This window comes from Nocardioides sp. OK12 (assembly GCF_024341885.1).
Taxonomy (GTDB): Bacteria; Actinomycetota; Actinomycetes; order Propionibacteriales; family Nocardioidaceae; genus Nocardioides; species Nocardioides marinisabuli.
In genome coordinates this window covers 295,487-322,300 of sequence record NZ_BNET01000001.1, presented here as the reverse complement: position 1 = coordinate 322,300, position 26,814 = coordinate 295,487, and the positions used below count along the sequence as shown (strand labels likewise).

The window sequence follows — 26,814 nt, the reverse complement described above, 5'->3', positions numbered from 1 at the left end:
ACCTGCTGATCGAGGAGAGAACCGTGCTCGAGACCACCACCCCCACCCGCCCACGAGGCACCACCGCGCTCGTCGCGGGCCTGAGCGCACTGCTGGCGCTCGGCACCGTCACGGTCCTCGCGGCAGCCCCCACCGTCGCCCAGGGCAAGCCTGACGACGGCGAGCAGGTCTGCCTCGAGCTGGACTCGGGCAAGAAGGACGTGTCGGGCGAGGTGATGTCGCTGACGCTGGCCGCCCCGACGGGCAAGCTGATCACCGGCTACTGCGTCAAGGCCGGCAGCGCCAAGCAGGGCGACGGCCCCCAGTACGTCGACCTCGTGACTCCCTTGCCGTCGATCTCCATCAGCTACACCTCGACCGTGAGCGAGACGCGCAAGGCGATCTCGCACTACTCCTACTCGTGGGTCGCTGCGCCGACGCCCACGCCGGAGCCCACGCCGACCCCGACCCCGACGCCGACTCCGACGCCCACGCCGACCCCGACGCCGACGCCGACCCCGACGCCGACTCCCACCCCCACGCCGACCCCGACCCCGACGCCGACGCCCGCGCCGGAGCCGACGCCCACCCCCACGCCTACCCCCACGCCGACGCCGACGCCGACGCCGACGATCCCGCCGAACCCGCCGACCAACCCGGGCGGCCCGTTCGACCACAACTGGAAGTACGCCGACCCGACCTGCGCCGGGCTCGTGGTGGCCTACCCGAGCGACCTGCCGCAGGGCCAGTCCAACGACATCAACATCCGGCTGCGGACGCCCAGCGGGCAGATCACGCTGAACTACCACAACAACGAGGGCACCTGGTCGGGCACGCGCGCCTTCCCCTACTCCCAGCACCGCAACTGGCCCGCCGGGACCACCGACTACACGGTCGAGTGGATCCAGGTCGCCGGCACCAACTACCACTGGGAGGAGGGCCTGCGCTGCCTGCTCGAGGCCGACGGTGACGACACCACGCTCGACGTGCCGCGCGCCGTGACCGCCATCGAGGACTTCGAGGACTCGAAGGTCAAGCTGCGCCGCGGCCAGCGGGCCCCCACCGACCTGGTCAGCATCGACCAGCCGGGCCTGGAGTCCGTCGAGCTGCAGCGCCTGCAGAAGGGCGACTGGAAGACCAAGGACAGCCTCCCCGCCGACTCCGGCCGGGTCCTCGTCTCCTACCCCAAGGAGCGCAGGAAGGGCACCTCGCGCTACCGCCTGGTGGTGCCGGGCTCCGAGTCGGTGACCGGCGCGGTCAGCAGCGTGCTCAAGGTGAAGGTCCGCCGCTGACGGCGGACCCCCACCTCGACCCGGACCGGGTCCGTCAGCGGGTGACCACCTGCCGGCGGATCCGGTCCTTGCGGATCTGGGCGTCGGTCCACGCGAAGCGCACCCACTTCTCCTGCGAGAACAATCGCGTCTGGTCGCGCGAGAACCGCGAGCGCGGGTCCTCGGACTGACCGTAGGTCAGGATCGTGCGGGCATCGACGCCGCGGCGCCCGCGGTAGCTGATCGCCTGGATGTGCGAGGAGCCGTAGGTGATCGGCCGGTAGCGGTCGGCGTGGTCGCGCACGTCGCGCGAGGCCAGGGCGTTGGCGTTGCCGAGTGCGTCGCCCGTGCCACCGCCCAGTCCGTAGGGCCGGGCCCCACGGTCGCCGGCGACCTGCAGCGAGCCCCACCGCGCGTCGAAGGCCAGGCCCTGGTCGCGCACGGCGTCGATCGCGGCCTGCATGGCCTCGACCACCTGCGGGTTGTCGGTGTTGAGGTCGCGCGGCGTGGTCAGCGGCTCCTCGGGGTCGAACGGCGTGCGCCACACCGTCTCGACGAGGTCGAGCGGCACCGTCGGCAGCCGGGTCACGAACTCCTCCACGAGGTGGACCCCGCGCGAGCCCTTGTCGGAGCGTCCGTCCCAGGCGGCCAGCGCGGCGCACGCCTCGGTCTCGCCGGTCTGCTCGCAGACCGCGTCGAGGGCGCCGTCGGCGCGCATCACCTCACCGACCATGACCCGGTTCTCGTACTGGTGGCCGCGGAAGCTGCGCGGGGTCTCCTTGCGGCCCTTCGCGAGCCGGTCGGCGACGTACGCCGCGACGACCCGGGTGCGCATCGTCCGCTCGCAGCGCTCGCAGCCGATGATGGCGGCGTACCCCTCGAGGCGCACCTCGTCGTTGGGCAGCCAGTAGGAGTCGTTGGCGTTCATCACCCAGTCGCGGCGCACCACCGACGGCAGGTTCTCGGGGCCGAAGATGCCGGGGCGCTGGGCGTCGTCGTCGCTGCCCCAGGCGCACGAGGAGGACGCACGGGTGCCGTCGAGGCCGGGCAGTCCGGCGACCTGCTCGAGCAGCCGGCCCACCGGCGTCATGCACTGCTGGGCGAGCGCGTCGGGCACGTTGGGCACCACCGAGTGGTCGGCGTATAGCACCCGACCGTCGCGGTCGGCGGCCGTGGTGTTGACCCACGGCATCCCACCGCCGGCGTCCTGGCGGCGCAGCAGGTCGCGCACGCCGGTGGCCTTGCCCATGTCGAAGAAGGTGTCGATGGTGCGCAGGTGCTCGGCGTTCGCGTCGCGCAGCGCCCACACCGAGGCCGGCCCCCAGGGCATCAGGGTGTCGGGCGAGTCGACGACGTAGCCCTCCGCGGTGCGGTAGAGGTCCTCGGTCACGGTGCTGACGCGCCCGTCGTCGCCGAGCACCTCGATCTCCACCTCTCGGTGCTCGATCTCGGCGGGCCCTGCGTCGGTGAGGTACGTCGTGGGGCCGAGCGTGACGTACTCGTAGGGGGTGAAGCGGTAGGCGGTCGAGACGGTGTGGCTCCAGGCGACGTGGTCGTTGAAGCCGATGTTGACCGCAGGCGAGCCCACCAGCGAGGCGCCGGCGACGTCGTAGCGCCCCGGGATCGTCAGGTGCTGCTGGGTGAAGTGGTAGCGCCCGCGCCAGGGGAAGTGGGGGTTGCCGAGCAGCATGCCCCGACCGGTCGAGGTGGCCGCCGAGCCGGCCGCCGTGGCGTTGGAGCCGAACGGCGCCTCGGGGTCGCGACCCAGCGCGGTCAGCAGCGCGTCACGGTCGACCTGGGAGGCCTTGACCGGCAGCGTGGGCAGGCCCGGGTCACCCGGGCTCGGCGGCGCGGCGTCGGCGATCTGCGGCACGAAGACACCGGTGGAGGCGAGCAGGTTGGCCAGGTAGACGCCGTACCAGAGGTCGGTGGCGGTCACGTCGGGGCGCAGGTAGCCGGCACCGCGGCAGGCCTCGTCGCGCACGTCGTTCTTCCGCACCCAGTCGTTGACGCCGGCCACGTAGCCCTTGACCAGCTGGCGCGACTCGCGGCCCGGGCCGCGCACCTCGTCGGCGAGCAGGGTCTCGACGACCTTGCGGTCACGCAGGTCGGTGACCAGCGTGTCGACCTGCAGGTTGGTCGCGTCGAGGGTCACCTGGTCGTTGTAGCGGCCCTCGGCGCCGAACCAGCGCGAGCGCTGGCCGCGGCCGGTGACCAGGGTGTCGAAGAGGGTGCAGGCGGTCATCTCGGTGGCGGCGTAGCCGCTGCCGTAGCCGAGCGAGGTGACGTTGCGGGCCTCGATGTGCGGGATGCCGTGCTCGGTCCAGGTGATCTCGGCGCGCAGGCCGGCCGGACCGCGCGCCGACGCACCGGTCGCGCTCGGCGGCTCCTCGGCGGCGTGGGTGAGCGGGACGGTCGCGAGGAGCGTGGCCAGGGGCGCCAGCACGGCGACGGTGAGCGGGGCGAGCAGCCGGGAGCGCCGGCGGACGGGGGGCATGACTGCCCTAACGCCGCGCAGTGACGTGCGTTACGCACACCTCCCTAGCGAGGGTCGATGTCCTGGTGCAGCCGCAGCTCGGCGTGCAGCGCGTAGGGCACCGGCAGGCGACGCTGCTCGAGCTCGTGCACCAGCGCCTCGAGGGAGCGGCGCAGCTCGAGGTGGGCGCGGCTCAGGTCGTCACGACGACCGGGGTCCTGGCGACGCAGCGCCACCTCGTCGCGGGCCAGCCGCACCCGCTCGCGCAGCATGGTCAGCGGCAGGTCGTTGCCCGTCTCGCGCACGTGTCCCCCTGTCGCCCCTGTGGTCCTCGTGCCAGCCTACGCGGCGCACCCCGGCGGGGTCGGGTCAGAGGTAGAGCCCGGTCGACTGGTCGCCGACGCGCTCGGCCGCCACGGCGTGCACGTCACGCTCGCGCATCACCACGTAGGTCTCGCCGTGCACCTCGACCTCGGCCTTGTCCTCGGGGCCGAAGAGCACCCGGTCACCGGTCTCGACCGCGCGGGCCTGGGGGCCGACCGCGACCACGCGGGCCCAGGCCAGGCGCTGGGCGCCCATCGCGGCGGTCGCGGGGATCACGATGCCGCCCGAGGAGCGGCGCTCGCCCGCCTCGGCGTCGAGCTCGACCAGCACCCGGTCGTGCAGCATCTTGATCGGGATCTTCTCGCTCATGGGCTGCCGCTGCTGTGGGGAGGTCGGGTCGGCCGGGGCGGTCAGGACGTGATCTTGCGGACCGCGACGAACGCGACGACCACGCCGACGACGGCGCCGACGGTCTTGAGGATGTTGTCGGTGCGCGGCTCGCCGGTCTGAGGGTCGACGTAGTGGGCCTTGATGGTCCAGATCTCGCGGCCGACGATCGTCTTGGGGCTCGCCCGGTGCAGCAGCTGGTCGATGGTGCCCGCCAGTCGCTCGCGGGTCTCCTCGATCTCACGCTCGAGGGCGCTGGGGTCCGTGGTCACGTCGTCACGCTATCAACCCCGGGCCCCACCCCGTGACCACCCCAGGGGCCGGGCCCGCCGGCACCCGGCGGGGGGCCGACGGTGCGGGGGTCGAAGCCGAAGGGCAGCTCGAGCCGGTTGGCGCGCATCAGCGCGTCGTCGGTGAGCACGTCGTAGGTGGGTCCGTCGGCGACGACCTGGCCGTCGTGCAGCACCACCGAGCGCGGGCACAGCTCGAGGGCGTAGGGCAGGTCGTGGGTCACCATCAGCACGGTGACGTCGAGCGAACGCAGCACGTCGGCCAGCTCGCGCCGCGAGGCCGGGTCGAGGTTGGAAGACGGCTCGTCGAGCACCAGCACCTCGGGCTCCATCGCCAGCACGGTCGCGACCGCCACCCGCCGGCGCTGGCCGAAGGAGAGGTGGTGCGGGGGCCGGTCGGCGTACGCCGCCATCCCGACCTGCTCGAGCGCGGCCATCACCCGCGCCTCCAGCGCCGCGCCGCGCAGGCCCAGGTTGTGGGGGCCGAACGCCACGTCGGCGCGCACGCTGCCCATGAAGAGCTGGTCGTCGGGGTCCTGGAAGACGATGCCCACGCGCCGGCGGACCTCCTGCAGGTGCTCCTTGCCCACGGCCAGCCCGCTGACGGTCACCGAGCCGGCGCCGGCGGTGTGGATGCCGTTGAGGTGCAGCACCAGCGTGGTCTTGCCGGCCCCGTTGGGGCCCAGCAGCGCGACCCGCTCGCCGCGCCGGACCTGGAGGTCGACGCCGTAGAGCGCCTGGTGGCCGTCGGGGTAGGCGTAGGCCAGCCCGCGCACGTCGAGGACCGGCGGCTCCCCGGCGCTCATCGGTGGACCCCCTGCTCGGGCATGGTGCCGGTGTAGCCCCGCGAGAGCATCGCCAGGTGCACGCGCTCGCCGCGCTCGTAGGAGCGGATGAACAGGGCGCCGGTGGAGCGGGCGATGACCGGCCACTGCCGCGGGTCGCGGGCGGTGAAGCCGCGCGACTCGCGCGCCACCCGCATCCGCCGCATCTCGCCGGTCACCACGTCGAGGTAGCGCACCATGAACGCCATGATCTGCACCAGCAGGCTCGGCACCCGCAGCCGCTGCAGGCCCACCAGCAGCGCCTGCGGCTCGGTGGTCGCCGCCAGGGTCAGCGACGCCAGCACGCCCAGGGTGGCGGTGGCCAGGATGCCGAAGGCGGCCAGCAGCCCCGGCCTGCTCAGCGAGACGCCCAGCACCTCGACCTGCTCGCCGTACGCGACGAAGGGCAGCACCAGCGCGAAGACCACGAACGGCACCTCGACCACCATCCGCTTGAGCAGGTAGGTCGGGGGCACCTGGGAGACCGCGACCACCCCGACCAGCACCAGCAGGTAGGCGCCGAAGGCGGCGAACCAGTCGTCGGGGGTGGCCACGACGACCAGCATGAAGCCCAGCAGGGCCAGCAGCTTGAGGTGCGCCGGGGCCCGGTGCAGCGGCGAGTGGGCGTGGTAGTGCAGGCGGTGCCCGTGCCCGGCGCCCACCTCAGACCTGCGTCTGGTCGCGCGGCGCCCCGGCGTCGGTGCCGGCGTCGGTGCTGGCGTCGCTGTGGCGGCGTACGCCGTAGGCCAGGGCGGTGCCGAGCACCAGCACCACGAGCACGCCCGCGACGCCGGCCACTCCCCCGCTGAGCCGGTCGCCGTCGAGGAAGCCGGCGTCGTAGCCGGCGAACGGGCCCTCGGCCGCGCCGTGCTCGGTCTCGGTCTCGGCGAAGCCCTGCTCCTGCGAGACCTTGGTCAGCCCGTCGGGGGTGGAGGCGGCGTAGAAGCTCACGACGCCGGCCAGCAGCAGCGAGACCAGCAGCGCCCCGACCACGACCGCGCGGGTGCTCACGCCCTGGGCGGTGCGGGCGCTCACGCGGACGCTCCCGCGGTCTCGGTGCGGATCTCGAGCGTGCGCGCCGCCAGGACCGGCCGCGCGCCGCGCACCAGGTCGGGACGCACCGCGATGATTCCTGCGACGGCCAGGAAGGTGATCAGGCCCTCCCCGACGCCGATCAGCGAGTGCACCCCCACCATCGCGGTGGTCAGCGTGTCCAGCGGCACCGGGGCGGCGCCGCCGACCGCGTAGAGGGCCACGAAGAGCAGCGAGGCGACCGGCACCGAGACGAAGGCACCGATGCCGGCGAGCACCGGCACCAGCGCGACCCGCTTGGGCAGCAGGGCCTGCAGGAGCCGGAAGACGCCGTAGCCGACCGCGACGGTGGTCACCCCCATGACCGTGATGTTGGTGCCCATGGCGGTGATGCCGCCGTCGGCGAACATCAGGGTCTGCACGACGAAGACGACGCTGGTGGCCAGCACGGCGGTCCACGGCCCCACCAGGACCGCGGCCACGGCCCCGCCCATCAGGTGGCCGCTGGTGCCGGCACCGACCGGGAAGTTGAGCATCTGCGCGGCGAAGACGAAGGCGGCCACCAGGCCGGCCATCGGGGCGGTGCGGTCGTCGAGCTCACGGCGGGCCCCGCGCAGGGACACCCCGATGGCGGCGACGGCCACGACGCCCGTCGCGATCGAGGTGGGGGCGTCGAAGAACCCGTCGGGCACGTGCATGGCCGCTCCTGCTCAGGTCGGTGGGTGGGACTAGGTTGGACGCCGGTCGGGCATCGTCGCCCACCCTACGTTGTTGCAAAGAGTTCGCAACAAGCCCCGTACCGGATTTGTGCCCGGCTCGAACGCACCAGGAGGACCCCTTGACCACGACGCCCGCCCCGCGCCTGGCCCCCGGCGACCCCGCCCCCGACTTCACCCTGCTCGACGACACGGGCACCGAGGTCACGCTCTCCTCGCTGCGCGGCCGCAAGGTGATCGTCTACTTCTACCCCGCGGCGATGACCGCGGGCTGCACCAAGCAGGCCTGCGACTTCACCGCCACCCAGGACGCCTTCCGCGAGGAGGGCTACGAGGTGCTCGGCATCTCCCCCGACAAGCCCGAGAAGCTCGCCCGCTTCCGCGACAAGGAGGCGCTGGGCATCCGGCTGCTCTCCGACCCCGACAAGTCCGTGATGACCGCGTGGGGCGCCTTCGGCGAGAAGAAGCTCTACGGCAAGGTCGTCCAGGGCGTCATCCGCTCCACCTTCGTCGTCGACGAGCAGGGCGCCGTCGAGGTGGCCCAGTACAACGTCAAGGCCACCGGCCACGTCGCCAAGCTGCGCCGCGACCTCTCCCTCTAGCGGTCGGTGACCAGCCGGGCGTGCAGGTGCTCGTCGTGGTGGCGCCCGTCGGGGTAGCGGTACGACTGGCGCAGCGTGCCCTCGAGCAGGAAGCCCGCCCGCCGGGCCACCGCGCACGAGGCCGGGTTCTCCACCGCGTGGAAGAGGTAGACACGGTGCAGGCCCAGCCGCTCGAAGCCGTACGCCGCCGCTGCCGCGGCGGGCGCCGCCCCGAGCCGGCGCCCGCGCGCCCAGGGTGCGACCCAGTAGCCGACCTCGGCGTCGCCCTGGTCGCGGTCGATCTTGTGCAGCGAGACCGAGCCCAGCAGCCGCGTCCCGGCCGGTCCGGCGGCGGTCTCGGTGACCGCCCACGAGGCGTGCGTGCCGGCGCTCCAGTCGTTGCGCTCGCGCATGAACGCCAGCGCCCCCTCGGCGGGGCCGGGGTTCCAGGTCGCGACCGCGGGGTCGGTGAACGCCTCGGCCAGGTCCGCCTCGTCGCTCCACTCGAAGGCCCGCAGCACCACGCCCGGCCCCGACCACGGCTCGGGGGCGCGGGTCGCCCCGGGCGCGCTCACAGCCCGCAGCTCTCGCGCACGAACGCGACCGCGGTCGCCGAGACGCGCTCGCTCATGCGCACCAGCAGCTGGCCCGGCTGACCGTCGAGGCGCAGCCCGACGCGGAACGCGGTCGACCCGCCGCCCTCCATGAAGACGTGGTCGTCGCACCGAGCCGCCTGCGCCTCCAGCGGCAGGCGCACCACGGCCCCGTCGCTGCGCACGAGCACCCCCGGGGACCAGTGCGGGGCGCGCGCGGCGCCCAGGAGCGGCGTACCGCTGACGGTGTCGATGACGAGCCGGTGGCCGGGCTCGCCCGTGGGCCGGGCCTCGAGGACCATCGTGGCGGTGCTGCCGCGCCGGCCGTCGTGGCGCACCGGCAGCCAGCGCAGGTCGACGGCCTCGGCCACGGCGCGCTCGAGGCAGCGGGCCGCGAGGTGGCGTCCGAGCACGTCGGTCTCGTCGGCCACCGGCGCCCGCCACTCCCCCTGGGCGGCGCGCACCTGCACCTGCTGGACCCCGCGGTCCTGCGCCCGCGGGCCGCAGGCTGGCCGCGGCGGCAGTGGCAGCACGAACCCGAACCGGGCCCCCTCGGGCACCTCGCGCAGGCGCTCCCCCGCGATCGGGCGGCCCAGCCGGTCGTCGACGTAGCGCACCGAGGTCGGCAGCAGCGGCGCCCCGGTGCCGTTCTCCACCCACACCTGCATCTGCCCGCGCGCCACGTCGAGCGACGACTGGCGCAGCTCAGCCGCGAGACCGGTCGACGGGCTGGTCGACGGGCTGGATGACGGGCTGCTCGAGGGGCTGGACGACGGGCTGGGCGCGGCGTCGGGCCCGGGGTCGCTGCAGCCGCCCCCGAGCAGCACCGGCGCGAGCAGCAGCAGGCCCGCCAGACGCGTGCACCTCATCGCTCCTAGACTCCCACCTGCAGCCGGAGTGGTGGAACAGGCAGACACGCAGGTTTTAGGTACCTGTGCCCCAGGGCGTGCGGGTTCAAGTCCCGCCTCCGGCACCGACGGCCGAGCGGTCACTTCTGAACCCTCGACCGGTCAGCTTCGCACCCTCAACCCGGTCGATCCCGGCCATCGAGGGGCGGGCCGACCATGCGGCCGGGGCGAAAGTGACTGCTCGGTGGTTCAGAAGTGACCGCTCGGCCGTCAGGCCGGGCCCTCCTCCTTGAGGCGGGGCTCGGTGGCCTGGTCGGGCTTGAGGCCGGTCTTGTCGGCGAAGAACGCGCGGATCCGGTCCATGTCGGCGGACACGTCGCCGCTGAGCGGGAACGTCGGGCCCCAGCCCACGCGGCGGGTGGGCTTGTCGACGAAGGCCAGCGTGATCGGCAGGCCGGTCTGCTGGGAGATCCGGTAGAAGCCCGACTTCCAGTACTCGCCCTTGCTGCGGGTGCCCTCGGCGGCGATGCCCAGCAGGAACGTCTCGTCGGTCTCGGCGTCGGCGACCAGCTCACGGATCGTCGCGCCCGGGTTGGACCGGTCGAGCGGCACCGCGCCGGTCGCGCGCAGCACCCAGCCGATCGGGCCCTTGAAGAACTCCTTCTTCACCAGCAGCCGGATCGTCACCCGGCTGTCCCAGGCCAGCAGCAGCGTCAGCACCCAGTCCCAGTTGGAGGTGTGCGGGGCGCCGACGAGGACGCCCTTGCGCGGCACCTCCCCCACGGTGCGCCAGCCCACCAGGCGCAGCAGCAGGCGGGCGAGCGGACGACGCAGGAGGAAGGGACGGGTCACGGGGGCAGCCTCTCAGACCGGGGCGCGGCTCAGGCGAGACGACGCGCGACGAGCGGGGCGATCTCGCGCAGCGCGCGACCCCGGTGGGAGACCCGGTCCTTCTCGGCCGGGTCGAGCTCGGCGCTGGTGCGCTCGGGCTCGCTGTGCTCGTCGGCCACGAACAGCGCGTCGTAGCCGAAGCCGCCCTCGCCGCGCAGCTCGGTGATGACGGTGCCGTCCATCCGGCCCTCCACGACGAGCTGGCCGGCCTCCCCCGGCCCGTCGACGTACGCCACGGCGCAGGCGAAGTGGGCGCCGCGGCGCACCTCCGGCACGTCGGCGAGCTGGGCGAGCAGCAGCGCGTTGTTGGCCGCGTCGTCCTTGCCCGGCCCGGCCCAGCGCGCCGAGAGCACACCCGGCATGCCGTTGAGGGCGTCGACGCACAGCCCCGAGTCGTCGGCCAGCGTCGGCAGGCCGGTGGCCTCGTGGCCGGCCCGGGCCTTGAGGAGCGCGTTGCCGACGAAGGTGGGCTGGTCCTCGACCGGCTCGTCGTACGCCGCCACGTCGTCGAGGCCGACGACCTCGAGGTCGGGCGCGTGCTCGCGCAGGATGCGCTGCATCTCGGCGATCTTCTTGGCGTTGCGCGAGGCGAGGTGGACCCGCTGCCGGCCGGCGCTCATCGAGCCAGCGCCTCCTGCTGCAGGCGGGTCAGGTCGACGCAGCCCTGGGCCGCCAGGTCGAGCAGGGCGTCGAGCTCGGCGCGGTCGAAGGCCGCCCCCTCGGCGGTGCCCTGCACCTCGACGAACGAGCCGGCGCCGGTCATCACGACGTTCATGTCGGTCTCGGCGCGCACGTCCTCGACGTAGGGCAGGTCCAGGCGCGGGGTGCCGTCGATGATGCCGACCGAGACGGCGGCGACCGACCCGGTCAGCGGCTCGCCCTTGAGCGCGCCGGTCGAGCGCAGGTGGGAGACGGCGTCGGCCAGGGCGACGTAGGCGCCGGTGATCGCGGCGGTGCGGGTGCCGCCGTCGGCCTGCAGCACGTCGCAGTCGAGCTGGATGGTGTTCTCGCCGAGCGCCTCGTAGTCGACGACCGCGCGCAGCGAGCGCCCGATGAGCCGGCTGATCTCGTGGGTGCGTCCGCCGATGCGGCCCTTGACCGACTCGCGGTCGGAGCGGGTGTTGGTCGAGGCCGGGAGCATGGCGTACTCCGCGGTCACCCACCCCAGGCCCGAGCCCTTGCGCCAGCGCGGCACGCCCTCGGAGGCCGAGGCGGCGCACAGCACCTTGGTGCGGCCGAACTCGACCAGCACCGACCCGGCGGCGTGGTCGAGCCAGTGGCGGGTGATGGTGATCGGGCGGAGCTCGTCGTCGGCGCGGCCGTCCTCGCGTGCAGTCATGGCCGCGAGGCTACTTCCCGGCACGCGCGGGCAGCGCCCGGGGCTCGGCGCGCCCGGCGGGCCGGCGGGGGGCGCGGGCCTCGTGCCAGGCCGTGCGCACCGCCCAGGGCCCCAGGTCGCGCGCGCGGCGTCCGATCCACGGCGCCCCCTCGGCCATGCACCAGCGCAGGTCGCTGCGCCACGAGCTCGCCAGCCCGCCCTCGGGCGTGGTCGCGACCGGGGCGAGGGTGAGCCCTTCGGCGAGAAGCAGCCGGGCGAAGCCGTGGGCGAGCACCCGGTGCCCCAGCTCGGAGGGGTGCAGCCGGTCCACCGACCAGAAGGACCGGTCAAGCACCTCCTGCTGCAGCCCCAGGTCGATGCGCAGGCCGCCGAACGTGGCGTGCACCTCGTCGTAGACCTCGTTGACCGCCTCGATGCGCGCCCCCAGCGGCCGCCGCAGCACCGCCGGGAGCCCGAGGACCCGCCCGTGGTCGTGGAAGCGGGCGCTCAGCAGCAGCGCGCCCGTGCCGTGCAGCGCCTCCGCGGTGCCCATCAGGTCCTCGCGCAGCCGCACCGGGTCCCAGGTCGAGCGCATCGTGTCGTTGACCCCGACGATGAGCGAGGCCACGTCGGGGCGGTGCGCCACCGCCTCGTCGAGCTGCCCGGCCACCACGCAGCCGGCGGTGGCGCCGGTGACGGCGAGGTTGCAGAAGCTGACGTCGTACGACGTCGCGAGGGCGTCGGCGAGCAGCCGGGCCCAGCCGCGCCAGCCGGTCGGCGAGACCGAGGTCGCGACGGGGTCGCCGAGCCCGACGGTGGTGCTGTCGCCGAGGGCGGCGAAGCGCAGGTAGCGGGTGCCGTGCCGGTCGGAGGACGGGGTGGGGAGCGCCACGGCCCCCACCCTCGCTGCGCGAGGAACGTGGGGGCCGCGGCTGGTCGACGTCGGGGCGACGACCGGGTGAAGACTTACTTCGGCTCGGCGCGCAGCAGGCGCAGCAGGCCCAGCACCAGCGGCAGCACCAGCCAGATCAGCCCGGAGGTGACGAGCTGGGCGGTCTCCTCGCCGGTGGGCACGTAGTCGCCCTCGAAGAGGGTGGCCTGCGCGGTGTTGAACTCGATCCACGGCGCGAGGTCGGCGAACCACTCCTGGAACGCGCCGAGGATGCCCACGGCGATGGGCAGCACCAGCGTGTAGATGAAGTAGGCGACGATCGCGGCCGGGGTGTTCATCAGCAGCATCGCGATCGCGAAGCCGAGCAGGATGCCGATCAGGTTGGCGACCACGAAGCCGTTGACCAGCAGACCGGTCTCGACGCTCCAGTCGGCGCCTGCGACCAGCACGCCGAGGGCGGCGACCACGGCGGCGAGCACGATCAGGCCCGCACCCAGCACCAGCGCGGCCAGGAACTTCGCGGCCACCACGCGCGGACGGTGCGGCTCGAGGGTGAAGGTCACCAGGCCGGTGCGCTGGCTCCACTCGCTGGTGACCATCAAGATGACGAGGATCGGCAGGAAGTAGCCCAGCACGCTGCCCGAGACGAGCAGGAAGTCGCCGTACGTCAGGCCGACCCCGTCGGCGATCAGCGCGAAGATCAGCACGATCGCCAGGCACAGCGCCACGATCGAGCCGGTGAACCAGCGCCCCGCACGGGTGTCGAGGCTCTTGCGCAGCTCGACCGAGACCAGGCGGCCGAGCGGGACCCGCGGGGTGGAGCTGGTGTCGATCATGCCGGGGGTGCCGGGGACGGGTGCGGTGGTGGCGCTCATGCGGGGGCTCCCTGCTGGGTCGGCTGGCTCTGCTGGGTGGCGGCGGCGGGGTGGCCCTCGCGCTGGGTGCCGGCGGTCAGCTCGAGGAACAGGTCCTCGAGCCCGGCCGAGCCGCTGCGCAGGTCGGTCAGGACGATGCCGTGCTCGGCCGCGGCGCGGCCGACGTCGACGGTGGCGCAGTCGGCCCGCAGCCCCTCCCCGGCCGTCGACACCGCGACGCCCTGGGCGCGCAGCACCTCGGCCAGCCGGGCGTTGTCGGTGGCGGTGACCATCGAGCTGGCCGCCTGGCCCTCGAGCAGGGTCTTCTTGTCGCCCTGGGCCACGACGCGGCCCCGCCCGATCAGGATCATCTCGTCGGCGATCTGCTCGACCTCGTGCAGCAGGTGGCTGGAGAGCAGCACCGTGCCGCCGCGGTCGGCGTACCCCTTGAGCAGGCCGCGCATCCAGCGGATGCCGGCGGGGTCGAGGCCGTTGGCGGGCTCGTCGAGGATCAGCACCGACGGGTCGCCGAGCAGCGCGTGGGCGATGCCGAGGCGCTGGCGCATGCCCAGGGAGTAGTTGCGGACCCGGCGCTTGGACTCCGGGCCGGTCAGCGAGACCAGCTCGAGCATCTCGTCGACCCGGCTGTCAGGCAGGCCCATGGTGCGCGCACCGATGGTCAGCACCTCGCGGCCGGTGCGGCCGGCGTGCTGGGCGGAGGCGTCGAGGAGCACCCCGACGTGACGCCCGGGGTTGGGGATGTCGCGGTAGGCGTGCCCACCGATGGTCACCGATCCGCTGGTGGCCGGGGTCAGCCCGACCATGACCCGCATGGTGGTGGTCTTGCCGGCGCCGTTGGGGCCGAGGAAGCCGGTGACCCGGCCCGGCTGCGCGGTGAAGCTGACGTCGTCGACGGCGGTGAAGCCGCCGTACTTCCTGGTGAGGTGATCCACGATGATCATGGCTCTCACCCTGCCCGAACCGGGGCCGGTCGCGCACCTCGACCCGGCGTGGCGCCGTGCATGAATCCCCGGTCGACCGGTGACTCATGCACTTGTCAGGGGTTGCAACACCTGACAAGTACAGGAGTCCCCGGCTGACCGGGGACTCATGCAGCGGCCTCAGAGCTCGTAGACCGCCCCGGGGGTGGCCAGGACGGTGGGGCCGTCGAAGACGGCGGTGGCCTCGGCGAGGGCGTCGGCGGGGTCGAACCAGGGCGGCACGTGGGTGAGCACCAGGCGTCCGACGCCGGCACGCCGGGCGACGTCGCCGCAGTCGGTGCCGGTCAGGTGGATGTGGGGCGGGTTGTCGTCACCCGCGCGGAACGACGCCTCGGCGAGCAGCAGGTCGACACCGTCGGCCACCTCGTCGAGGCCAGCGCAGGGGGCGGTGTCGCCGGAGTAGCCGATGGTGACGTCGCCGACGGTGATCCGCAGCCCGAAGGCGTCGACGGGGTGGTCGACCGGGACCGCACGCACGTGGAAGGGCCCGATCCGCACCGGCTCGCCCCAGACCCGGAAGTCGAACTCCTCGCGCATGCCGGGGTCGACCTCGAGGTCGTAGCCGCGCGCCAGGCGGTCGGCGGTGTCGGCGGGCCCGTGGACCGGGAGCAGGGGCTGCGGGCCGCTCGGGTGGTAGCGGCGCAGCACGTGGTAGCCGCACATGTCCAGGCAGTGGTCGGCGTGCAGGTGGCTCAGCAGCACCGCGTCGATGGCCAGCGGGTCGGCGTAGCGCTGCAGCGCCCCCAGGGCGCCGTTGCCGAGGTCGAGGACGACCCGCCAGGTGCGCGGGCCGCTGCCGTCGTCGTGCTCGGCCTCGAGCAGGTAGCACGAGGCGGGCGAGTCGGGGCCGGGGTAGGAGCCCGAGCAGCCCACGACGGTCAGGCGCACGCTGGGGCGAGGGCTGGGCGGGCCGCTGGGCCGGGTGCTCACGCCAGGCTCCCGGCGAGGCTGGTGGCCGCGGCCATCTCGGGGCCCAGGAAGCGCCGCCCGACGGCCGCGAACTCCTCCGGCTCCCCGGTCGTCAGGAAGGTGTGGCGCGGCTCGCCGCCCTCGCGCAGCAGGTCGTTGACCACGAGCATCTTGAAGACGTCCTTGGCGCACTCCTCGGCCGAGCTCACGAGGGTCACGCCGTCGCCCATCACGTAGGAGATGATGCCGGTCAGCAGCGGGTAGTGGGTGCACCCCAGGATCAGGGTGTCGACGCCGGCCTCGCTGAGCGGGTCGAGGTACTCGTGCGCGGCCTCCAGCAGCTCGTCGCCCGCAGTGACGCCGGCCTCGACGAAGTCGACGAAGCGGGGGCAGGCCCGGGTGCTGAGCTCGAGGTGCGGGGCGGCGGCGAACGCGTCGTCGTAGGCCATCGACTCGGCGGTCGCGCGGGTGCAGATCACGCCGATGCGTCCGTTGCGGCTGGCCGCCACCGCCCGACGGGTGGCGGGGTAGATCACCTCGACCACCGGCACGTCGTAGCGCTCGCGGGCGTCGCGCAGCATGGCGGCGCTGGCGGAGTTGCAGGCGATGACCAGGGCCTTGACCCCGGTCTCGACGAGGTGGTCCAGGCACTCCAGCGCGTACTCCCGCACCTGCCCGATCGGCCGGGGGCCGTAGGGCTGGCGGGCGGTGTCGCCGAGGTAGACCACCGACTCGTGGGGCAGCTGGTCGATCACCGAACGGGCCACGGTCAGCCCGCCGAACCCGGAGTCGAAGATCCCGATCGGGGCGTCCTTCGACGGCGGGGCGGACTCTGGCGGCACGGGTGAAGGGTAGGCGCAGATCCTCGCGTCCGCACGCAGGCGCGAGGCAGGTCACGTCGCCCGGCGGTCGCGGGAGACCGCGCACGGAGCCGAGCGGGTGCGCGGCGGGTACGGTCGCCGCGTGCTCGTACGCCGCCTCGTCGCGCCCGCCCTGGCCGTCCTGCTCGCCGTCGCCCCGGCCGCCGCCTGCTCCCGCTCGGACCCCGCGCCGCGCGTCGTCCCGGCCCCGTCGAGCGCCGAGATCCCCGAGCCGCGGGTGCTGGCGATCTCGGTCGACGGCCTGCGCCCCGACGTGGTCGAGCGGCTGGGCCCCGAGGGCACCCCGACGCTGCACCGGCTGCTCGCCGAGGGCGCGGGCACCCTCAACGCCCGCACCGCCCGCGAGCGCACCGAGACGCTGCCCGACCACACCACGCAGCTGACCGGGCGCCGGGTCGACGCCGCGCGCGGCGGCCACGGCGTGACCTGGAACGAGCACCGCCCCGGCAGCACCGTGCGGCGCGCCGCCGGGGGCCCGGTGCGCTCGGTCCTCAGCGAGGTGCACCGCGGCGGCGGCGAGGTGGCGGTCTTCGTCGCCAAGCAGAAGCTCACCCTCTTCGAGCGCTCCTGGTCGCGCGCCGTCGACCGGTTCGTGCTCGAGGCCGACCCGCCCAGGCTGGTGCGCCGGGCCGGGCGCGACCTCGCGCGCCAGGAGCGGGCGTTCACGTTCGTGCACCTGCCCGACCCCGACGCCGCCGGGCACACCCACGGCTTCGGGTCGGCGGCGTACGACGACGCGGTGCGCGAGGCCGACCGGCGGGTGGGCCGGCTGCTGGCCCGGGTGGAGTCGGAGCCGCGGCTGGCGAGCAGCGTGCGGGTGGTGCTGACCTCCGACCACGGCGGCACCGGCCTGCGGCACGCCGACGCCCGGCGGGCGGTGAACTACACGGTGCCGTTCGTGGTCTGGGGGCCGGGCGTGGCGGCGGGCGACCTCTACGACCTCAACCCCGACTACCGCGACCCGGGCGACGGGCGCCCCGGCTACGGCCGGGCCCGCCAGCCGGTGCGCAACGGCGACCTGGCCAACCTCTCGCTCGACCTGCTGGGGCTGGGCCCGGTGCCGGGCTCGCAGATGAACGACGAGCAGGACCTCGACGTCGCTGCCTCCTGAGGCACCACCCGGGACTCAGACCCGGTCGCGCTCGCCCGCCAGCGGCCAGGGGTTGAAGCGGCAGCCGCCCAGGCCCTTCGACTGCTGCTGCATCACCGGCGCCGGCTGCCCGGCGCCGGGGCAGGAGCCGTGCCCGAGGCCGAGCCAGTGGCCGGTCTCGTGGTTGACGACCATGTGGCGGTAGTCGCGCAGGCTGCCGCCGGCGGCGTTCCACGGCGCGGTGGCGGTGCGCCAGCGGTCCTGGTTGATGACGACGTAGCGCCCCACCCGGCAGCTGTACTGCGTCGAGCAGACCGGGTGGAACGACGGCATGGTCGAAGCCTGGGCCAGCACCAGCGTGAAGGCCCCGCCCTCGGCCACCCGCCGGAACCCGACCCCGGCGCCGCGCCAGCCGCGCGGGTCGTCGAAGGTCTGCCGGGCCAGGCGCGCGAAGTCGCGCACCGGCGTGGTGGTGCGCCCGCGGGTCGCGATGCTGTAGGCCACGGTGCGGCGCAGGTCGACGCGGTGGCGCACCGGCGAGGTGACCGGCGAGGTGGCCGTCGCGGGGCGGTGGCCGGGCGCGTCGACGCGCACCTGCACGCGCAGCCGGTGCCCGACGTCGTCGGGGGCGACCGCACGGCTGCGGGCCCGGGCCCCAGCGACGGGCTCGCCGTCGCGCAGCCAGGTCCAGCGCACCCGGGTCGGCCGGGCGCTCCACCGACCGGCGTCGCCGCGCAGCACCTGGCCGAAGCGCTGGGTGCCCAGCACCCGCGGCGCGGAGCGCGGCTCGAGGTCGGCGCGACGCACCGGGCCGGTCTCCTCCGAGACCGCGCGGGCCCGCGCGCCCTGCTCGTCGTGGGCGGTCACCTCGACGGCGAGGCGGTGGCGCAGGTCGTCGAGCCCGGGCCGGTAGGTCTGCTCGCGCGCGCCGCGCACCCGCTCCCCGTCGCGCAGCCAGCGGTAGCTGAAGCGGAGCTCGGCCTCGGGGTCGCTGTGCAGCCAGGTACCGCGCTCGGCCCGCAGCCGCTCGCCGTACGTCGCCTCCCCCACCACCCGCGGCGGGGTCTGGTTGCCCAGCGTCGGGCCGGGCTCGGGCTCCGGGTCGTCGGCGGCGGCGCTGTGGGCGGCCGGCAGCACGACGAGCAGGAGCGCCACCAGCACCGCGACGCCGCGGGGCAGGTCGGGCGCGGGGCTCATCCCGGCAGCGTACGAGCCCCCGCGCGGTCGCGGGTGCTGTCGGACAAATCTGGCCCGAAGGGGCCGCGCGACGGCCCGCGACGGCGCACAGTGGGGGCGATGGCCGCCCACGAGCACCCCACCGAGCCGCTGCAGGAGCAGCTGGCGCAGGAGCGCGCCGCCCGTCGGCTCGCCGAGCAGCAGCTCGCCGACCTGGTGGCCCGGGTCGACAACGCGCAGCGGCTGGCCACGATGGGCGACTACGACTGGCACGTGGCCACCGACACCAACACCTGGTCCGACGAGCTCTACCGCATCTACGGCTACGAGCCGGGCAGCATCGAGCCGTCGTACGCCGTCTTCCTCGAGCACGTGCACCCCGACGACCGCGAACGGGTCACGGAGGTGCATCGCCACGCCTACGCCACCGGCCAGCCCTACGAGATGATCGAGCGGATCGTGCGCCCGGACGGCGAGGTGCGCCACCTCTTCAGCAACGGCCAGGTCGTCTGCGACGCCAGCGGCACCCCGCTGCGCTTCCGGGGCACCTGCATCGACGTCACCGAGCGGGTCCTGGCCGAGCAGGAGCGCGAGGAGGCGGCCCGACGGCTCGGCGAGGTCCAGCAGCGCCGCCGGCAGGCCTCCGAGATCAACGACAACGTGGTGCAGGGCCTGACCGCGGCGCTGTACGCCGGCCAGCTGGGCGACCACGTGCGCGCCGCCGACTACGTGCAGCAGACCCTGGCCGCGGCCTGCCGGATGATGACCGAGCTGATGGACGTCCCGGGCGCCGGCGACCCCACGCTGGTGCGCTCGCAGGCCGCCGACCTGGGTGGCGGGTCGGGGCTGGACCCCTAGGCCCAGAGCTGGCCCTCGAGGGCGTCCTCGGCGTCGTCGACGGTGCCCTCGTAGGCGCCGGTGGACAGGTACTTCCAGCCGCCGTCGCAGACGATGAAGGCGATGTCGGCCGACTCGCCGGCCTTGACGGCCTTGGCGGCCTGACCCAGGGCGGCGTGCAGGATCGCGCCGGTCGAGACGCCGGCGAAGATGCCCTCGAGCTCGAGGAGCTCGCGCACCCGGCGCACGGCGTCGCGCGGGCCGACCGAGAAGCGCGAGTCGATGAGGTCGGCGTCGTAGAGCTCGGGCACGAAACCCTCGTCGAGGTTGCGCAGCCCGTAGACGAGCTCGCCGTAGCGCGGCTCGGCGGCCACGATCCGCACCTCGGGCTTGGCGCGGCGGAAGAACCGGCTGGTGCCCATCAGGGTGCCGGTGGTGCCGAGGCCGGCCACGAAGTGGGTGATCTCGGGCAGGTCGGCGAGCAGCTCGGGGCCGGTGGTGTCCTCGTGCGAGAGCGCGTTGGCGGCGTTGCCGTACTGGTAGAGCATCACCCAGTCGGGGTGCTCCTGGGCGGTCAGCTTGGCCACGCGCACGGCCTCGTTGGAGCCGCCGGCGGCGGGCGAGGAGATGATCTCGGCGCCCCACATCCGCAGCAGCTGGCGCCGCTCCTCGGAGGTGTTCTCGGGCATCACGCACACGATCCGGTAGCCCTTGAGCTTGGCCGCCATGGCCAGCGAGATGCCGGTGTTGCCGCTGGTCGGCTCGAGGATCGTGCAGCCCGGGCGCAGCGTGCCGTCGCGCTCGGCCTCCTCGATCATCCGCAGCGCCGGGCGGTCCTTGATCGAGCCGGTGGGGTTGCGGTCCTCCAGCTTGGCCCACAGGCGCACGTCGGGGCTCGGCGAGAGGCGCGGCAGCCCGATGAGCGGGGTGCCGCCGACGGAGGCGAGCAGGTTGTCGTAGCGCATGGTGTGGCGGAGGCTCCTCAGCGAAGGAAGTAGGCCGGGTCGAACTCCTCGAGCGGGATGATCCGCACCCGCGGCAGCGGGGAGAGGAAGGCGGCGACGTCGTCCTCGAGGTCGTGCACCTCGAGACCCAGGCCGGTCAGGGCGGTGCTCATGAACTCGCGCAGGCCCACGAGGCCCACGCGGTGGCCGGCGTCGAGCAGCGCTCCGGCCTGGGGCGCGAAGTCGCCGTCGTGGCTGCACAGCAGCACGTCGACCGGGTCGTCGTCGCCGCGCTGGGCGATCGCCTCCAGCGTGCGCTGGATGCCGACGTCGACGACCTTCACGTCGTTCCCGCCCGACAGCGGGACCGGGCGGTAGCCCATCGCCAGCAGCGCCTGCACGAACGGCGTGTGCAGCTGGCCGCTGGAGGCGTTGAGGAAGAACAGGCCCTGGGTGGGCTGGCCCCACAGGTGCTCGGCGTACGTCGTCACCCGCTCCCAGCGGGGCCGCTCCTCGGGGGTCGGTCGACGCCCGAGGAGCGAGTTGCCGAGCGTCGCGTCGATGTTCTCGCCGTCGACGATGACGAAGGTGCGACGCCCGGTCACAGCGAGCCGCTCAGCAGCCGCCGGCGACGGCGGGCAGCACGACGACCTGGTCGCCGTCGCTCAGCGGGGCCTCGAGGCCGCCGATGAAGCGCACGTCCTCGTCGTTGACGTAGATGTTGACGAAGCGGCGCAGGTCGTCCTTGCCGTTCTTGTCCTCGACGAGGCGGTCCTTGATGCCGGGGTGGTGGGCCTCGAGGTCGTCGATGAGGGCGCTCAGGCTGGCACCGTCACCGTTCACGGCCTTCTCGCCTCCGGTGTAGGTGCGCAGGATGGTCGGGATACGGACCTCGATGGACACAGGTGCTCCTAGCTCGTTCGGGGATCTGCTTCGGGGGATGGTGCTGCTGGTGGTGAGACTCGTGCGGAATCGTGCTGGGGTGGCTGCCTCAGGGCAGCGCGTCGACGACCGCGACCTCTTCCTCGGTCACCTCGCCGTCCACGATCCTGTAGGACCTGAACTCCACAGGGCCCTCGTTATTCCCGCACTCGCGGGTGCTGACGAGCACGTAGTGGGCGCCGGGCTCGCTGGCCAGGCCGATGTCGGTGCGGCTGGGGTAGGCCTCGGTGGCGGTGTGGGAGTGGTAGATCACCACCGGCTCCTCGTCCTTGTCCCACATCTCCTTGTAGAGCTCGAGCAGCTCGGTGGAGTCGAACTCGTAGAACGTGGGGCTGCCCGCGGCGTTGACCATCTCGACCAGGCGCTCGGGCCGGTCACTGCCCTCGGGGCCGGCGACGATGCCGCACGCCTCGTCGGGATGGTCGCGCCTGGCGTGCGCGACGATCGCGTCGTAGGTCCTCTGGTCGATGCTCAGCACCGGACCAGCCTAGGGGGTCAGGTCCGGAAGGCCGTCGCGGTCTCGCCCGAGAGCCCCGCGTGCACCCGCTCCAGCAGCCACGGGCTCATCTCGGGCAGCGCGTCGACCGGCCACCAGCGCACCTCGGTGTTCTCGTCGTCGCCCACCGCGGCCTCTCCCCCGGTCCAGGCGCAGGCGAAGGTGAGGTCGAGGTAGATGCCGAGGTCGCCGTTGGCGTGCGTGATCGGCGGGCTCACGCTCACCGAGGCGAGGCGCTGGACCTCGATGTCGACGCAGGTCTCCTCGCGGGCCTCGCGCACCGCGGCCACGGCCGGCTCCTCGCCGGGGTCGAGGATGCCGGTGACCGGTGCCCAGCGGCCGTTGTCGGCGCGCAGGGTGAGCAGGACCTCCCGCGTGCCGGCCTGGTCGCGGACGATCACGGCGGTGACGGCGGGCAGCCACAGCTGGTGGGTGCCGACCATGCGGCGCAGCTCGACGACGAAGTCCGGGATGGGCACCACCCCATGGTGGCGCACGCGCCGGCCACTCATCTCCTAGGGTGCGGGCATGGCCTCCCTCGATCCCGTCCTCGACGACCACTACCAGACGGTCCTGGCTCGCAACCCCGGTGAGCGCGAGTTCCACCAGGCGGTCCTCGAGGTCCTCGAGACCCTCTCCCCCGTGGTGCGCCGCCACCCCGAGTACGCCGACCAGTCGGTCATCGAGCGGATCTGCGAGCCGGAGCGCCAGCTGATCTTCCGGGTGCCGTGGGTCGACGACAAGGGCGTCGTGCAGGTCAACCGGGCCTTCCGCGTCGAGTTCAACTCCGCGCTCGGCCCCTACAAGGGCGGGCTGCGCTTCCACCCCTCGGTCTACCTCGGGATCGTGAAGTTCCTCGGCTTCGAGCAGGTCTTCAAGAACGCCCTGACCGGCATGCCGATCGGCGGCGGCAAGGGCGGCTCCGACTTCGACCCCAAGGGTCGCAGCGACGGCGAGGTGATGCGCTTCTGCCAGTCGCTGATGACCGAGCTCTACCGCCACCTGGGCGAGTACACCGACGTCCCGGCCGGCGACATCGGCGTCGGCGAGCGCGAGATCGGCTACCTCTTCGGGCAGTACAAGCGCATCACCAACCGCTACGAGTCGGGCGTGCTGACCGGCAAGGGCCTGGCGTACGGCGGCTCGCAGGTGCGCAAGGAGGCCACCGGCTACGGCACCGTGTTCTTCACCGAGCAGATGCTCGCCGCCGCCGGCAAGGGCATCTCGGGGCGCCGGGTCGTGGTCTCCGGCTCGGGCAACGTGGCGATCTACGCCGCCGCGAAGGCCGCCGAGCTCGGCGCGCAGGTGGTGGCCTGCTCCGACTCCTCGGGCTACGTCGTCGACGAGGCCGGCCTCGACATCGACCTGCTGCGTCGGGTCAAGGAGGTCGACCGGGCCCGCATCTCGGCGTACGCAGACGAGCGCGAGGGCGCCCGCTTCGTGGAGGGCGGCGACGTGTGGGAGGTGGCCTGCGAGGTGGCGCTGCCCTGCGCGACCCAGAACGAGCTCGACGCCGACGCCGCGACCACCCTGGTCGAGAACGGCGTGCTGGCCGTCGCCGAGGGCGCCAACATGCCCTGCACCCCCGACGCCGTCGACGTCTTCCAGAAGGGCGGCGTGCTCTTCGCCCCGGGCAAGGCCGCCAACGCCGGCGGCGTGGCGACCAGCGCGCTGGAGATGCAGCAGAACGCCTCGCGCGACTCCTGGACCGCCGCTCACACCGAGGAGCGCCTGCACCAGATCATGGCCGGCATCCACGAGAGCTGCGCCGGGGCCGCCGAGGAGTACGGCACGCCGGGCGACTACGTGGCCGGTGCCAACATCGCCGGCTTCCGCCGGGTCGCCGACGCGATGCTGGCCCTCGGCGTGGTCTGAGGCGGACGACGTGCGGGCCGAGCACCACGCGTTCGTCGACGGCGACGAGGGCCGCTGCGGCGCCATCCTCCGCCACGTGGCGCCGCGGAGCCTGCGCACCCGCACCGTGTTCCGGATGGGCGCGGGAGCGCCGGTCTACCTCGTGGACCACTCCGTCGAGCACGACGGTGACCTGCACCGGTGGCGGCGGTTCGAGTACGACGCCCCCGGCTCGGGGACCCGGCACACCGGCACGCGCGCCCCCGACGGCAGCGTCCACGTGGACGGGGCGCCCGCGCCGGCGCTGGACCACGCGGTCGGCGCCTACGGCGAGCACCTGGTCCTGGCCCGGATGCTCGAGGACCGGGAGGACGTCGTGTCCTACCTGCAGTTCGACGAGGGCGAGCCCGCGGCGGGGGCGCTCCCGGCGCGGCTGACCAGGCAGGGGCACGAGTCGACCGAGCTGCTGGACGGCTCCGTCGTGCAGGCCGAGCGCGTCCGGCTGGTCGTCGCCGGGCACCCGACCAACACCCACTGGTGCGTCGACGGTGTCGTGGTGAAGTCCGACTGGTGCGGGGCCCGGTCCTTCCTGGTCGACGACCTCGACGACCTGTGCGCGGGGCTCGACGCGGACGTCGCAGCGCTCATCAGGGAGTTCGCAGCGACACGCTGACCGAGCCGCGCACGGGCCCGCCTCAGCGGACCTCGCGGTCGCGCGCGCAGTCGCGGTCGTCGCCGCCGGCGCGCTCGCCGAGGCAGTCGCGCGGCAGCGTGTGCTGGGCGAGCACCACCAGCAGCGAGGGCAGCAGCAGCGCGACGGCCAGCCCCAGCGCGACCGAGCGGCGGGAGCGGGCGGGGCGGCGTACGGACCGCAGCGCCGCGACGAGCCCGGCCGCCAGGGCCACCAGCAGCACGACGACGAGCGCGGGCGGCACCTCTACCTGGCTCATCGAGTCGGGCGCCAGGGTGAACGCGGGCTCGCACATCACCTGCGCGTACGGCGAGGCCGGCGCCACCATCGGCCCCTCGCTCGCGAAGTCCGGGCAGGGGTCGTCGACGACCGTCCAGGCGACGAGCAGCGCGGTGGCGGCGACCGCACCCACGAGCGTGGCCACCGCCGCGGCGATCACACCCGCCCACCTGCTCAGCACGGGCACGTCCCCGCTCAGTGGCTGAGCGCGTCGACGAGGGTCTCCTGCAGGTAGCCGACCCACTCGTAGATGTCGTGGGCCTGCGAGCGCGGGTCGTCCTCGGGCAGCGAGAGCCAGTAGTCCTCGTCGCCGTCCTCGACCTCGAGCCGGGTCGCCAGCGCCAGGCGCACGTCGGCGAAGGAGCGCAGCCAGGCGGTGGCGGTGTCGTGCTCGAGCTCGACGTCGATCATCAGCCCGTCCTCGTCGAGCTCGGGCGGCAGCCCGGCCTCCTCGAGGGTGTCGATGATGGTGCAGGCCGCGGCCGCCTTGCTGTCGCGCAGCGAGCCCTCGGTGAAGCGGCGGAAGTCACCGGCCGCCTCCTCGTCGTCGGTGTAGGCGGTCGGGAAGAGCCGCGCCAGGACCGGGTCCTCGGGGGCCGTGGTGGGGCCCGAGAAGTCCATCATCGCCTCGAGCGGGTCGCGGTCGTCGTCGGGGACGGCCGCCTCGTTGCGCAGCAGCTCGACGAGCTGGGAGGCCAGCGAGCGCAGCAGGTCGGCCTCGAAGCCGGTGAAGGTGGCGATGACCCGCTTGCTGCGGCGGTGGCGTGCGAAGGCGCTCACGGCGTCTCAGTCGTCCTTCTGCATCGTGGCCCACAGGCCGTGCTCGTGCATGGCCTGCACGTCGCGCTCCATCTCCTCGCGGCTGCCCGAGGAGACCACGGAGCGGCCTTCCTCGTGCACCTGCATCATCAGCTTCTCCGCCTTCTTCTTGGAGTAGCCGAAGTAGGTGCGGAAGACGTAGGCGACGTAGCTCATCAGGTTGACCGGGTCGTTCCACACGATCGTCACCCACGGCGTGGCGGGGCTGAGGAGCTCGTCGGGCGTCGTGGTCGGCTCGACCTCGACCGGGCTGGGCGCGGACACACACCCATGCTTGCACAGCACCGGCAGCCGATCCCTAGGGTGGGCACGTGACCGGGTCGACCGCGCTGCTCACCGACCACTACGAGCTGACGATGCTGCAGGCCGCACTGGCCGCCGGCACCGCCGAGAGGCGGTGCGTCTTCGAGCTGTTCTCGCGCTCGCTGCCCGACGGGCGCCGCTACGGCGTGCTCGCCGGCGTCGGGCGGGCGCTCGACGCGCTCGAGTCGTTCCACTTCGACGAGGAGTCGCTGGCCGCGCTCGACGGCGTGGTCGACGACCGCACGCTGACGTGGCTGGCCTCCTACCGCTTCTCCGGCGACGTGCACGGCTACGGCGAGGGCGAGACCTACTTCCCCGGCTCCCCGCTGCTGGTGGTCGAGTCGAGCTTCGCCGAGGCGGTGCTCCTCGAGACCGTGCTGCTCTCGATCTACAACCACGACTCGGCGATCGCCGCCGCGGCCTCGCGGATGACCCGCGCCGCCGGCGCGCGCCCGTGCATCGAGATGGGCTCGCGACGCACCCACGAGGAGGCGGCGGTGGCCGCGGCCCGGGCGGCGTACGTCGCTGGCTTCGAGGCGACCTCGAACCTCGCCGCCCGCCACCGCTGGGGGGTGCCCTCGACCGGCACCTCGGCGCACAGCTTCACGCTGCTGCACGACACCGAGAGCGACGCGTTCCGCGCGCAGGTCGACTCCCTCGGGGTCGGCACCACGCTGCTGGTCGACACCTACGACGTCGCCGAGGCGGTGCGCCTGGGCGTCGAGGTCGCGGGCCCCGGCCTGGGCGCGGTCCGCCTGGACTCCGGCGACCTCGCCGTGCTGGCCCACCAGGTGCGCGCCCAGCTGGACTCGCTCGGTGCGCACGAGACCCGGATCGTGGTGACCAGCGACCTCGACGAGTACGCGATCGCCTCGCTGGCCGCCGCGCCCGTCGACGGCTACGGCGTCGGCACCCAGCTGGTGACCGGCAGCGGGCACCCGACCTGCGGGATGGTCTACAAGCTCGTGGCGCGCGAGGGCGGCGACGGACGGCTCGAGCCGGTGGCCAAGCGCAGCAGCAAGAAGGCGTCGTACGGCGGGCGCAAGTGGGCGCACCGCCGGATCGGGGCCGACGGCCTGGCCGAGGCCGAGGTCGTGGGCACCGGCGAGGCCCCCGCGCCGGGCGAGGGGGCGCGCGACCTGCTGCGCGAGCTGGTGCGCAGCGGTGAGGTCGTGGGGCGCGAGCCGCTGGCCGACGCGCGGGCCCGCCACCACGCCTCGCGCGAGGAGCTGCCGCTGGCCGCGCAGTCGCTGGGCCGGGGCGGCCCGGTCCTGCCCACCGAGCGGGTGGACGCGGCCTCGACGGTGCGTGGCTAG

Annotated in this window: 34 protein-coding genes and 1 tRNA gene; 8 read left to right on the top strand and 27 right to left on the bottom strand. The window is 73.9% G+C overall.

What is annotated here, in order from left to right:
• Window positions 1-23 precede the first annotated feature (23 nt).
• Window positions 24-1,271, top strand: a complete 1,248-nt coding sequence (locus OCU29_RS01640; RefSeq protein WP_261818559.1) for a hypothetical protein — start codon at window positions 24-26, stop codon at window positions 1,269-1,271.
• A 34-nt stretch (window positions 1,272-1,305) separates the two neighbouring features.
• Here OCU29_RS01640 and OCU29_RS01635 read toward each other — a convergent pair whose 3' ends face one another.
• From OCU29_RS01635 to OCU29_RS01600, 8 genes are all read right to left on the bottom strand, one after another.
• Complete coding sequence (locus OCU29_RS01635; protein ID WP_261818558.1) at window positions 1,306-3,747, bottom strand: penicillin acylase family protein; 2,442 nt, start codon at window positions 3,745-3,747, stop codon at window positions 1,306-1,308.
• A 44-nt stretch (window positions 3,748-3,791) separates the two neighbouring features.
• Window positions 3,792-4,031 carry a hypothetical protein gene (locus tag OCU29_RS01630; protein ID WP_179615785.1) on the bottom strand — a complete coding sequence of 80 codons (240 nt, stop codon included), beginning with the start codon at window positions 4,029-4,031 and terminating at the stop codon, window positions 3,792-3,794.
• Between the two features lie 64 nt (window positions 4,032-4,095).
• On the bottom strand, window positions 4,096-4,419 hold the full coding sequence (locus OCU29_RS01625; protein ID WP_179615784.1) for a co-chaperone GroES: 324 nt from the start codon (window positions 4,417-4,419) through the stop codon (window positions 4,096-4,098).
• 41 nt (window positions 4,420-4,460) lie between these two features.
• Window positions 4,461-4,709 (bottom strand): DUF3618 domain-containing protein, encoded by a 249-nt coding sequence (locus OCU29_RS01620; protein ID WP_179615783.1) that lies wholly within the window; start codon window positions 4,707-4,709, stop codon window positions 4,461-4,463.
• A complete protein-coding gene (locus tag OCU29_RS01615) occupies window positions 4,706-5,533 on the bottom strand; it encodes an energy-coupling factor ABC transporter ATP-binding protein (RefSeq protein WP_261818557.1) in 828 nt (275 codons plus the stop codon). Before OCU29_RS01615 ends, OCU29_RS01620 begins: the two co-directional genes overlap by 4 nt.
• Entirely contained in the window at window positions 5,530-6,213 is a 684-nt protein-coding gene (gene cbiQ / locus OCU29_RS01610; RefSeq protein ID WP_179615781.1) for a cobalt ECF transporter T component CbiQ, read from the bottom strand. The genes OCU29_RS01615 and cbiQ overlap by 4 nt, the downstream gene beginning before the upstream one ends.
• Before the next feature lies 1 nt (window position 6,214).
• Complete coding sequence (locus OCU29_RS01605; protein ID WP_261818556.1) at window positions 6,215-6,586, bottom strand: PDGLE domain-containing protein; 372 nt, start codon at window positions 6,584-6,586, stop codon at window positions 6,215-6,217.
• Window positions 6,583-7,281, bottom strand: a complete 699-nt coding sequence (locus tag OCU29_RS01600; protein ID WP_261818555.1) for an energy-coupling factor ABC transporter permease — start codon at window positions 7,279-7,281, stop codon at window positions 6,583-6,585. The genes OCU29_RS01605 and OCU29_RS01600 overlap by 4 nt, the downstream gene beginning before the upstream one ends.
• 140 nt (window positions 7,282-7,421) lie before the next feature.
• Between OCU29_RS01600 and bcp the strand changes: the two genes are divergently transcribed.
• Window positions 7,422-7,901: a thioredoxin-dependent thiol peroxidase gene (gene bcp / locus OCU29_RS01595; protein ID WP_179615779.1), complete on the top strand. Its 480-nt coding sequence runs from the start codon at window positions 7,422-7,424 to the stop codon at window positions 7,899-7,901.
• Here bcp and OCU29_RS01590 read toward each other — a convergent pair.
• Both OCU29_RS01590 and OCU29_RS01585 read right to left on the bottom strand, forming a co-directional pair.
• Complete coding sequence (locus OCU29_RS01590; RefSeq protein ID WP_261818554.1) at window positions 7,898-8,455, bottom strand: GNAT family N-acetyltransferase; 558 nt, start codon at window positions 8,453-8,455, stop codon at window positions 7,898-7,900. The two genes, bcp and OCU29_RS01590, sit on opposite strands and share 4 nt — an antisense overlap.
• A complete protein-coding gene (locus tag OCU29_RS01585) occupies window positions 8,452-9,342 on the bottom strand; it encodes a hypothetical protein (protein WP_261818553.1) in 891 nt (296 codons plus the stop codon). The genes OCU29_RS01590 and OCU29_RS01585 overlap by 4 nt, the downstream gene beginning before the upstream one ends.
• 22 nt (window positions 9,343-9,364) lie before the next feature.
• On the opposite strand from OCU29_RS01585, the gene OCU29_RS01580 reads away from it, so the two are divergent.
• A tRNA-Leu gene (locus OCU29_RS01580) sits at window positions 9,365-9,446 on the top strand.
• Between the two features lie 145 nt (window positions 9,447-9,591).
• Here OCU29_RS01580 and OCU29_RS01575 read toward each other — a convergent pair.
• The 8 genes from OCU29_RS01575 to murI all read right to left on the bottom strand — a co-directional run bounded on the left by OCU29_RS01575 (window position 9,592) and on the right by murI (window position 16,028).
• Window positions 9,592-10,173 carry a 1-acyl-sn-glycerol-3-phosphate acyltransferase gene (locus OCU29_RS01575; RefSeq protein ID WP_261818552.1) on the bottom strand — a complete coding sequence of 194 codons (582 nt, stop codon included), beginning with the start codon at window positions 10,171-10,173 and terminating at the stop codon, window positions 9,592-9,594.
• 29 nt (window positions 10,174-10,202) lie between these two features.
• A complete protein-coding gene (rdgB, locus tag OCU29_RS01570) occupies window positions 10,203-10,832 on the bottom strand; it encodes an RdgB/HAM1 family non-canonical purine NTP pyrophosphatase (RefSeq protein WP_261818551.1) in 630 nt (209 codons plus the stop codon).
• Complete coding sequence (gene rph, locus OCU29_RS01565; RefSeq protein WP_179615774.1) at window positions 10,829-11,551, bottom strand: ribonuclease PH; 723 nt, start codon at window positions 11,549-11,551, stop codon at window positions 10,829-10,831. Before rph ends, rdgB begins: the two co-directional genes overlap by 4 nt.
• Before the next feature lie 10 nt (window positions 11,552-11,561).
• A complete protein-coding gene (locus OCU29_RS01560) occupies window positions 11,562-12,422 on the bottom strand; it encodes an SGNH/GDSL hydrolase family protein (RefSeq protein WP_261818550.1) in 861 nt (286 codons plus the stop codon).
• 74 nt (window positions 12,423-12,496) lie between these two features.
• Window positions 12,497-13,297 carry an ABC transporter permease gene (locus OCU29_RS01555; RefSeq protein WP_261818549.1) on the bottom strand — a complete coding sequence of 267 codons (801 nt, stop codon included), beginning with the start codon at window positions 13,295-13,297 and terminating at the stop codon, window positions 12,497-12,499.
• Entirely contained in the window at window positions 13,294-14,238 is a 945-nt protein-coding gene (locus OCU29_RS01550; protein WP_261818548.1) for an ABC transporter ATP-binding protein, read from the bottom strand. Before OCU29_RS01550 ends, OCU29_RS01555 begins: the two co-directional genes overlap by 4 nt.
• Before the next feature lie 159 nt (window positions 14,239-14,397).
• On the bottom strand, window positions 14,398-15,207 hold the full coding sequence (locus OCU29_RS01545) for an MBL fold metallo-hydrolase (protein ID WP_261818547.1): 810 nt from the start codon (window positions 15,205-15,207) through the stop codon (window positions 14,398-14,400).
• A complete protein-coding gene (murI, locus tag OCU29_RS01540) occupies window positions 15,204-16,028 on the bottom strand; it encodes a glutamate racemase (RefSeq protein WP_179615770.1) in 825 nt (274 codons plus the stop codon). The genes OCU29_RS01545 and murI overlap by 4 nt, the downstream gene beginning before the upstream one ends.
• A 121-nt stretch (window positions 16,029-16,149) precedes the next feature.
• On the opposite strand from murI, the gene OCU29_RS01535 reads away from it, so the two are divergent.
• Window positions 16,150-17,178 carry an alkaline phosphatase family protein gene (locus OCU29_RS01535; RefSeq protein WP_261818546.1) on the top strand — a complete coding sequence of 343 codons (1,029 nt, stop codon included), beginning with the start codon at window positions 16,150-16,152 and terminating at the stop codon, window positions 17,176-17,178.
• 15 nt (window positions 17,179-17,193) lie between these two features.
• Here OCU29_RS01535 and OCU29_RS01530 read toward each other — a convergent pair whose 3' ends face one another.
• Window positions 17,194-18,354: a DUF3152 domain-containing protein gene (locus OCU29_RS01530; protein WP_261818545.1), complete on the bottom strand. Its 1,161-nt coding sequence runs from the start codon at window positions 18,352-18,354 to the stop codon at window positions 17,194-17,196.
• A gap of 99 nt (window positions 18,355-18,453) precedes the next feature.
• On the opposite strand from OCU29_RS01530, the gene OCU29_RS01525 reads away from it, so the two are divergent.
• Window positions 18,454-19,191 (top strand): PAS domain-containing protein, encoded by a 738-nt coding sequence (locus tag OCU29_RS01525; protein ID WP_261818544.1) that lies wholly within the window; start codon window positions 18,454-18,456, stop codon window positions 19,189-19,191.
• On the opposite strand, the gene OCU29_RS01520 is transcribed toward OCU29_RS01525, so the two are convergent.
• From OCU29_RS01520 to OCU29_RS01500, 5 genes are all read right to left on the bottom strand, one after another.
• Entirely contained in the window at window positions 19,188-20,135 is a 948-nt protein-coding gene (locus tag OCU29_RS01520; RefSeq protein ID WP_179615766.1) for a PLP-dependent cysteine synthase family protein, read from the bottom strand. The genes OCU29_RS01525 and OCU29_RS01520 overlap by 4 nt on opposite strands.
• Window positions 20,136-20,152: 17 nt before the next feature.
• On the bottom strand, window positions 20,153-20,719 hold the full coding sequence (locus OCU29_RS01515; RefSeq protein WP_179615765.1) for an NYN domain-containing protein: 567 nt from the start codon (window positions 20,717-20,719) through the stop codon (window positions 20,153-20,155).
• Window positions 20,720-20,729: 10 nt separating this feature from the next.
• A complete protein-coding gene (locus OCU29_RS01510; protein WP_179615764.1) occupies window positions 20,730-21,017 on the bottom strand; it encodes a MoaD/ThiS family protein in 288 nt (95 codons plus the stop codon).
• Window positions 21,018-21,105: 88 nt separating this feature from the next.
• Window positions 21,106-21,534 carry a Mov34/MPN/PAD-1 family protein gene (locus OCU29_RS01505; RefSeq protein ID WP_179615763.1) on the bottom strand — a complete coding sequence of 143 codons (429 nt, stop codon included), beginning with the start codon at window positions 21,532-21,534 and terminating at the stop codon, window positions 21,106-21,108.
• A gap of 17 nt (window positions 21,535-21,551) precedes the next feature.
• Window positions 21,552-22,031 (bottom strand): NUDIX domain-containing protein, encoded by a 480-nt coding sequence (locus OCU29_RS01500; RefSeq protein ID WP_261818543.1) that lies wholly within the window; start codon window positions 22,029-22,031, stop codon window positions 21,552-21,554.
• Between the two features lie 49 nt (window positions 22,032-22,080).
• Between OCU29_RS01500 and gdhA the strand changes: the two genes are divergently transcribed.
• Window positions 22,081-23,427 (top strand): NADP-specific glutamate dehydrogenase, encoded by a 1,347-nt coding sequence (gdhA, locus tag OCU29_RS01495; protein WP_179615761.1) that lies wholly within the window; start codon window positions 22,081-22,083, stop codon window positions 23,425-23,427.
• Window positions 23,428-23,437: 10 nt separating this feature from the next.
• Window positions 23,438-24,079, top strand: a complete 642-nt coding sequence (locus OCU29_RS01490; protein ID WP_261818542.1) for a hypothetical protein — start codon at window positions 23,438-23,440, stop codon at window positions 24,077-24,079.
• Between the two features lie 22 nt (window positions 24,080-24,101).
• On the opposite strand, the gene OCU29_RS01485 is transcribed toward OCU29_RS01490, so the two are convergent.
• Genes OCU29_RS01485 through clpS form a run of 3 tightly spaced genes read right to left on the bottom strand, consistent with a single transcriptional unit; the run spans window position 24,102 to window position 25,459 of the window.
• Window positions 24,102-24,536, bottom strand: coding sequence for a hypothetical protein (locus OCU29_RS01485; protein ID WP_261818541.1), 435 nt, complete (start codon window positions 24,534-24,536; stop codon window positions 24,102-24,104).
• A 35-nt stretch (window positions 24,537-24,571) separates the two neighbouring features.
• Window positions 24,572-25,156: a DUF2017 domain-containing protein gene (locus tag OCU29_RS01480; RefSeq protein WP_179615758.1), complete on the bottom strand. Its 585-nt coding sequence runs from the start codon at window positions 25,154-25,156 to the stop codon at window positions 24,572-24,574.
• Between the two features lie 6 nt (window positions 25,157-25,162).
• Complete coding sequence (clpS, locus tag OCU29_RS01475) at window positions 25,163-25,459, bottom strand: ATP-dependent Clp protease adapter ClpS (protein WP_258016901.1); 297 nt, start codon at window positions 25,457-25,459, stop codon at window positions 25,163-25,165.
• A gap of 47 nt (window positions 25,460-25,506) precedes the next feature.
• Here clpS and OCU29_RS01470 point away from each other — a divergent pair, with 47 nt between their 5' ends.
• The gene (locus OCU29_RS01470; RefSeq protein WP_261818540.1) at window positions 25,507-26,814 is read left to right on the top strand and encodes a nicotinate phosphoribosyltransferase; all 1,308 of its coding nucleotides are present in this window, start codon (window positions 25,507-25,509) and stop codon (window positions 26,812-26,814) included.